The 5498-nt window shown below is 58.1% G+C and carries 4 protein-coding genes and 2 pseudogenes; 5 read left to right on the top strand and 1 reads right to left on the bottom strand.

The annotated features are described in order from the left end of the window. The 5 genes and pseudogenes from AC1ECN_RS38330 to AC1ECN_RS38310 all read left to right on the top strand — a co-directional run. On the top strand, window positions 1–198 hold a 198-nt coding region (locus AC1ECN_RS38330; protein WP_477956022.1), incomplete at its 5' end, for an ABC transporter permease subunit. Between the two features lie 3 nt (window positions 199–201). Then, entirely contained in the window at window positions 202–1059 is an 858-nt protein-coding gene (locus AC1ECN_RS38325) for an ABC transporter permease (protein WP_018071045.1), read from the top strand. A 1-nt stretch (window position 1060) separates the two neighbouring features. Further along, a pseudogene (locus AC1ECN_RS38320) lies at window positions 1061–1782 on the top strand (oligopeptide/dipeptide ABC transporter ATP-binding protein). Next, a complete protein-coding gene (locus tag AC1ECN_RS38315; protein ID WP_477956020.1) occupies window positions 1779–2585 on the top strand; it encodes an ABC transporter ATP-binding protein in 807 nt (268 codons plus the stop codon). The pseudogene AC1ECN_RS38320 and the gene AC1ECN_RS38315 overlap by 4 nt, the downstream one beginning before the upstream one ends. Before the next feature lie 106 nt (window positions 2586–2691). Beyond that, the gene (locus AC1ECN_RS38310; protein ID WP_477956018.1) at window positions 2692–4935 is read left to right on the top strand and encodes a bifunctional diguanylate cyclase/phosphodiesterase; all 2244 of its coding nucleotides are present in this window, start codon (window positions 2692–2694) and stop codon (window positions 4933–4935) included. Window positions 4936–5014: 79 nt separating this feature from the next. On the opposite strand, the pseudogene AC1ECN_RS38305 reads toward AC1ECN_RS38310, so the two are convergent. Continuing rightward, window positions 5015–5498 (bottom strand): annotated as a pseudogene (locus AC1ECN_RS38305) (Ti-type conjugative transfer relaxase TraA); the annotation flags it as partial.

Genomic DNA, 5498 nt, shown 5'->3' with positions numbered 1-5498 from the left:
ATCTTCAACGGCACGGTCATCACCGAAATCGTCTTCGGCYATCCCGGCATCGGCAACCTGCTGATCGAAGCGGTGCATGCCGGCGACTACAGTCTGGTGCTCGGCCTCAGCGCATTGTCGATCGTCGGCGTTGCTGCCGCCGTGTTCATCATCGACATTCTGAGCCCGCTGATCGACCCGCGCATCAAGGTGGAATAGAGCATGTTTACGATCGTCCGCGACCTCGCGCGCCAGAATATGGAATTCCTCTGCGGCCTGCTGCTCTTTGCCGTCATCGTCGGATTGATAGTGGTGTCCTATTTCTCGCCTTACGGCGCGACCGACATCTATCTTCTGCCACCCGATATGCCGCCCGATGGCGAATATTGGCTGGGCACGACATCGCGCGGCCAGGACGTTTTCTGGCAATTGACGACCGCGCTTAGGAACACCCTGTTTTTCGGCATCGGCGTCGCCTTCATTTCACGCATCATCTCGCTGGTCGTCGGTCTCGTCGCCGGTTATGCCGGCGGCGCGGTCGACCGGGTGCTGATGGCCATCAACGACAGCGTCATGGTCATTCCGCAATTTCCGCTGCTGATCCTTTTTTACTTCGTGCTGAAGGACAGCATGACCTGGACGGCGCTGATCCTCATCATGGCCTCGCTCGGCTGGTCCTATGATGCACGCCTCATCCGTTCGGTGGCCATCAGCCTGAAGACGAGATCCTTCACCACCCAGAGCGTCTATTCCGGCATGAGCATGCGCAAGATCCTCGTCGAGGAGCACCTGCCCTACGTTCTGCCGATCGTCTTTGCCACCACGATGAACAACATGATCTGGTCGATCGGCATGGAGATCACCCTGTCGGTGCTCGGCTTCACAGATATCGAGACGCCGACCATGGGCATGATGATCTATTGGGCCAATGCGCATTCGGCGCTGATATCAGGCATATGGTGGTGGGTGGCCGCCCCCGTCGCCGTCATCGTCGTCCTCTTCCTGGCGCTCTTCCTGCTGTCCATGTCGATGAACGAATACAATGATCCGCGCAGCCGGCTGAACCGGATGGGAAGTTAGTATGGATCCTTTGGTCGAAATTGAGAATCTGAAAGCCTATTACCGTGCCTTCCTCTTCGGCGTCGATCGCGAGGTGCGCGCCGTCGACGATATCAGCCTGACCATCGCCCGCGGCGAGGTCTATGGCGTTGCCGGTGAATCGAGCAGCGGCAAGACGACGTTGATCAAGACCATTGCCGGCGCGATCCGGCCGCCGCTGCGGGTCGTGTCGGGGAAAGTGACATTCCATTTCGACGGCGGCACCCAGGATATCTATGCGATGAAGCCGGAAGAGCGCCTGGCGCTGCGCAACCGACGACCGCGCTCGACGTGATCGTTCAGCGCGACGTGCTGTCGATGATCCGCGAAATCCAGCGCGAGATGGGCTCGTCCTTCCTGTTCGTCACCCATGATATGGGGGTTCACGCGACCGTCTCCGACCGCATCGGCATTGTCTATGCCGGGCGTCTTGTCGAGGAGGCGCCAACCGCCAAACTCTTCAGCATGCCGCTCCACCCCTATACGCAGCACCTCGTCGGCAGCCTGCCGCGCATCGGCGATGCGACKGCCCGCCCTTCGCTGGAGGGTCGTCCGCCGAACCTCGCCATGCCGCCGGAAGGCTGCCGGTTTCACCCGCGCTGTCCGAAGCGCATGGAGATTTGCTCGCAGAAGGTTCCGCCGCTCGTCACCGTCGAGCCGCAGCGGCGCGTGGCGTGTTTTGCCGTTACGGGAGATCAGGTTTGAGCGCTCTTCTTCGCCTCTCGCATGTCACGAAAGTCTACCGGCAGGGCGGTATGCTCGGCCGGCGTCTGATTACGGCGGTCAAGGATGTCAGCTTCGAACTGGGAGAGAAGCCGGAGATTCTCTCGATCGTTGGAGAATCCGGATCGGGAAAATCGACGATCGCGGCGATGATCCTCGGTCAGACCGAACCGACGGAAGGCGAGCTTCAATTCAGCGGCAGGACCGTCGCCATCCATAGCAGATCCGAACGCAAGGCTTTCATGAAAGAGGTCCAGCCGGTTCTGCAGAACCCCTTCGAAGCCTTCAATCCGCTGAAACGTGTMGATCGTTATCTCTTCGAGACCGCCCGCAATTTTTCGTTCTCGGGAAAAAGGCCGGACCGGCAGCAGGCGGAGCGGATGGCGGATGCCRCATTGGTCCATGTTGGCCTGACCCTGGAAGAAGTGAAAGGACGGTTCCCTCACGAACTATCGGGCGGCCAGCTTCAGCGTGTCGCCATCGCCCGCGCGCTGATCCCGCAACCCCGCCTGCTGGTGGCCGATGAACCGGTCTCCATGGTCGACGCATCGCTGCGCATGGCGATCGTCAATCTCTTTGGCCGCTTGAAAAACGAGCTCGGGCTCTCGATCGTCTACATCACCCACGACCTCGCCACAGCATATTATATCAGCGACAACATCATCATCATGCGCAAAGGCGAAATCGTCGAGCGAGGCCAGGCGCGCAGTGTCCTGGACAATCCGCAGCATCCCTATTCGCGGGCGCTCAAGGATGCGGTGCTTGCCGCCGATTTCAGCCCGTAAGCGCTGCAACGAACAGGCAGCTTTCCTTTATGAGGGTTGTCAGGTTTAGCGTTGCCTTAAAGAAACTGTGCAAGGATGAGGGCTTATCATCCACGCTGGCAACCTGATGAACCTTCGAAGAAATCTCGCTCGCTCTGTAATAAGCCATACCAGCGCATTTGCTCCGGCAATATTTGCGGCCATTATTGCGGCAATCGTCGTCTGGGTGGCAACGAACTGGCGGCTGGAGCGATCGCTGGCCGATGAACGCGCGATCGTTGCCGGCGAGCTTGCCACCATATCCTCCCGCCTTCAGACGAACCTCAACAGCAATGTGAAGCTGTTGCAGGGGCTGGCGGCCGGCATCGCAGTCAATCCGGCGATGGACCAAAGCGGATTTTCCAGGCTTGCCGCGCAGATTCTGAAGCCAGATTCACAATTAAGAAGTTTCGCCGCCGCGCCCGGCATGGTGGTCAGGTGGGTTTATCCGGAGAAAGGAAACGAAAAGGCCATCGGGCTCGACTACCGAACCAACGAGAAGCAACGGGCTGCCGCGATGCTGGCGCGCAACACGCACAATATCGTTCTGACAGGCCCGGTGGAGCTTGTCCAAGGTGGCACCGCTTTTGTGGTCAGGTGCCCAATCTACATCAATGACGGATCAAGCCAGATTTTTTGGGGCCTGCTTTCCGGAATAGTCGACATACCGAAGCTTTACCAGGAAAGTGGCCTTGGTTCGACCGAGCTTGAGATCGCCATCAGCACCGTACCGGAGCCGAACACGCCCAAACAGGTTTTTTTCGGCAGCCTGGCAACTTTTTCCAGGAAACCGGTCCAGACATCCGTTGATATGGTTTATGGCCGATGGACCCTCGCCGCACTGCCAAAGCAGGGTTGGGGCCAAAATAGCGGGATCGGCACTTTTGAGTTCTACGCGAGCCTGTTGGCATTCTGTGTCGTTGCACCGATTGTCTGGATCGGCTTTCTGACCAAATCACGCCAAAGAACGATCGAAAAGCTTCGCCTTCACAAGAAAAAGCTCGTTCGAGCACGACAGAGGCTGGAGTACCTGTCATTGCATGACGCATTGACGGGGCTTCCCAATCGACGATTTGTCGACCAGTTGATCTCGCAACCGCCGAGACCGCGTCCTCAAGATTGTCTGATCCTCATTCATATCGACCTGGATCGATTTAAAGAGATCAACGACACAAAAGGGCACGCCGGAGGTGACGTGGTCTTGCAAGCAACGGCTTCGCGCCTTGCCGATTTGGCTGGTCCCAACGACGTAGCGGCTCGGATCGGCGGAGATGAGTTCATCTTCGCCAGCTGGAGTGCCGATCCGGAGCCGAAGGCAAACGCATTGGCTCAGCAGATTGTCGACGCGCTCGAGCAACCCCTCTTCATCGAGGGCGTGGCGTGTGTTGTCGGGGCAAGCGTCGGCGTCGCGTGGGAGACTGAAGGTGCTCTCGGGCGGGACCTCGGCCAATTGCTTCTCAATGCCGATTTGGCTCTCTACGAGGCGAAGAAGGCGGGCCGCGGCCGCGCGGCGGTTTTTACAGAAGAGCTTCGCAGCGCCGCGATCCATTCGAAGGAATTGGCGGACGAATTCAATCATGCGCTCGATCGTGATGAACTCGTCGCATTCTTTCAACCGCAGTTCAATGCAGACACATTGGATATTGTCGGCGTCGAGACACTTGCCCGTTGGGATCACCCGCAAAAGGGTCTGCTTGCCCCGAACAAATTTCTTGAGGTCGCGGAAAAACTAGGGCGCACTGGCGACATGGATAGGCTGATCCTGCAAAAGGCCCTGTTCGAGCTGACAAGATGGGACAGCATGGGAATGCAAATTCCACGTGTCTCGGTCAACATTTCAGCGCGTCGACTGGCGCAGGCAAATCTGCTTGCGGAGCTGTCCGAGCTTCCCATAGCGAAGGGTCGCMTGTGTTTCGAGCTGCTCGAGACAATCTCCTTCAATGATCTTCAACCTGTTCTCAAGGAGATCATTCCAGCCGTCAAAAAGCTTGGCATCGAAATCGAGATCGATGACTTCGGCACCGAACATGCCAGTATCGTCAGTTTGCTTCGATTTGAGCCGCGACGGCTTAAGATCGATCGAGAAATTATCAAGCCGATCATTGCGTCTCCATCTCAGCGTCGTCTGGTCTCCTCCATTATCGAAATCGGCCGATCGCAGAACATCGACATCGTTGCAGAGGGTGTGGAGACAATGGAGCATGCGAAGATCCTGAAAGATCTCGGTTGCCATATACTGCAAGGTTACGCTCTGGCACGACCAATGACCTCGGAGCAGTTGATTGAATTTTGCCGTATAAAGGACAAAGGAATGGCAGAGGCAGGCCGATAGCCAAATTCGCATTCCCTGTGTGACTACCTTCCGTCGGTCCTAGACTCATCGCCAATCTCTTGTGGTCCGTGCCAAACATCTACATCCCAAGCCCCAAGGTCCTGCCCCGCTTCAGTGAGCGCTCCAACTCCATCTGCTGCGTGAGTTCTGCACGATGACTACGGTCGGCAAGGCGGACGACCTGGCGGATACGCTCGATGTCCCCAGCCTGATCGGGCCCGACGCGCTTCAGCTGCTCTGCGAGATCTGAGGGATCGGCGCGACCGAAGCGCGTTTCGATCGCARTAACGATATCCTTTGCCTCGGCAAGCGCGCGACGGCCCTCCGGCGTCCCCGCCAGTTGCTCGATGAACTTTGCCTTGTCGCTATAGGGGAGATCATCGAGCTGGCGCAGCAGCGCCTCGCTCCGGCGGCTCGGCCCCAGAATCTCGACCACGTCCTGCTTTTCTCGCTTCCAGCGCTCCGAGCCGCATTCGGCCGCAAGGCGACGCTGCCAGGTCTTGGCGGATTGGCGAACATGCGAGGCCAGCGCATCGATCCTTGAAAGCGCGTGTTTGCGTTCG

The sequence above is a fragment of the Rhizobium sp. 01N447_2 genome, from assembly GCF_056399245.1.
This window is presented reverse-complemented; position numbering and strand designations above follow the sequence as displayed.

Coding starts and splice junctions, on each gene's coding strand:
- AC1ECN_RS38325 (WP_018071045.1), top strand. CDS start 202: ATGTTTACGATCGTCCGCGACCTCGCGCGCCAGAATATGGAATTCCTC.